The 1,392-nt window shown below is 46.1% G+C and carries 1 protein-coding gene; it reads left to right on the top strand.

All coding sequences use genetic code 11. The annotated features are described in order from the left end of the window. On the top strand, positions 1 to 1,381 hold a 1,381-nt coding region (locus tag AC1F2U_RS34685), incomplete at its 5' end, for a group II intron reverse transcriptase (protein ID WP_480265269.1). Positions 1,382 to 1,392 lie beyond the last annotated feature (11 nt).

The raw sequence follows: 1,392 nt of genomic DNA, 5'->3' as shown, positions 1-1,392 counted from the left end.
GTCTCTCCAAAAGCTGATTCTGAAATCCACCGCAGCAAGATTACTGGCAGTTCGTCAAGTAACACAGCTAAACGCTGGGAAAAAGACCGCAGGAATCGATGGCAAAGCCTCACTCTCATTTAAGGAGAGGCTTGAACTGAGTGAAGAACTCAAACGCCATGCTAGCAACTGGTATCACCAGAAGCTACGCGAAATTCCTATTCCCAAAAAGGATGGGAAAACCCGCATTCTAAAAGTCCCCACTATCGCGGACAGGGCTTGGCAATGTCTAGCCAAGTACGCTCTAGAACCAGCACATGAAGTAAGCTTCCACGCCAGGAGCTACGGGTTCAGGACGGGACGCTCGGCACACGATGCACAGAAAATCCTGTTCCAAAATCTCAACTCCCAAGGCAACGGAATCAAGAAACGAGTTATTGAACTCGATATTGAAAAATGCTTCGACCGGATAAGCCACTCAGCCATTATGGATAGACTCATTGCCGCAAAGGGCATAAGACAAGGAATCTTCCGATGTCTTCAAGCAGGAGTAAACCCAGAGTTCCCCGAACAAGGAACGCCCCAAGGCGGAGTGGTCAGCCCACTTTTAGCTAACATTGCGCTCAACGGAATAGAGAATATACACCACTCTGTGCGATACGCAGATGACATGGTTATTATACTCAAGCCCGAAGATAACGCCGAAACAGTACTTGACCTCATCAGTCAGTTTCTCGCAGAACGAGGAATGAAAATCAGCGAGAAGAAAACTAAGCTAACCGCTACGACAGATGGCTTTGATTTTCTTGGTTGGCACTTCAGAGTGCAAAACAACGGAAAGTTTAGATGCGTCCCCTCAGTGGATAACTTCAAAGCATTCCGCCAGAAAGTAAAGCACATCGTCAACAACTCGAACTATGGTGCTACAGTCAAAGCTGAGAAATTAGCCCCTGTAGTTAGAGGATGGAGGAACTACCACCGCTACTGTAAAATGAGCGGGTCACGGTTCTCTTTGTACCACATCCAATACAGAGCGTTCAAGGTGTTCAACAAGGAAACCAAACAGAACCGCGAAACTAGCAAGAAAATGCTGAATAAAGCGTTCCCCAAGGTTCCCTACTCCGAGAATCAACATCTTTTAGTCAAAGGTGCAAAATCACCATTTGACGGAGATATAGCCTACTGGAGTGAGCGAAACAGCAAACTCTATAGTGGCGAAACCTCTAAAGTCTTAAAACGACAAAACCATACTTGTGCAGCCTGCGGGTTGAAATTCCTACCCAATGAATGTATTCACCTACATCACAAAGATGGGAATCATGCCAACTGGAAGAAAGAGAATCTAATGGCAATTCACGAAAGCTGCCATGATTACCTGCACATGAGCAAAACCGCAAAGTAGGAACATCGGAA

Source organism: Nostoc sp. LEGE 12454, assembly GCF_056620565.1.
This window is presented reverse-complemented; position numbering and strand designations above follow the sequence as displayed.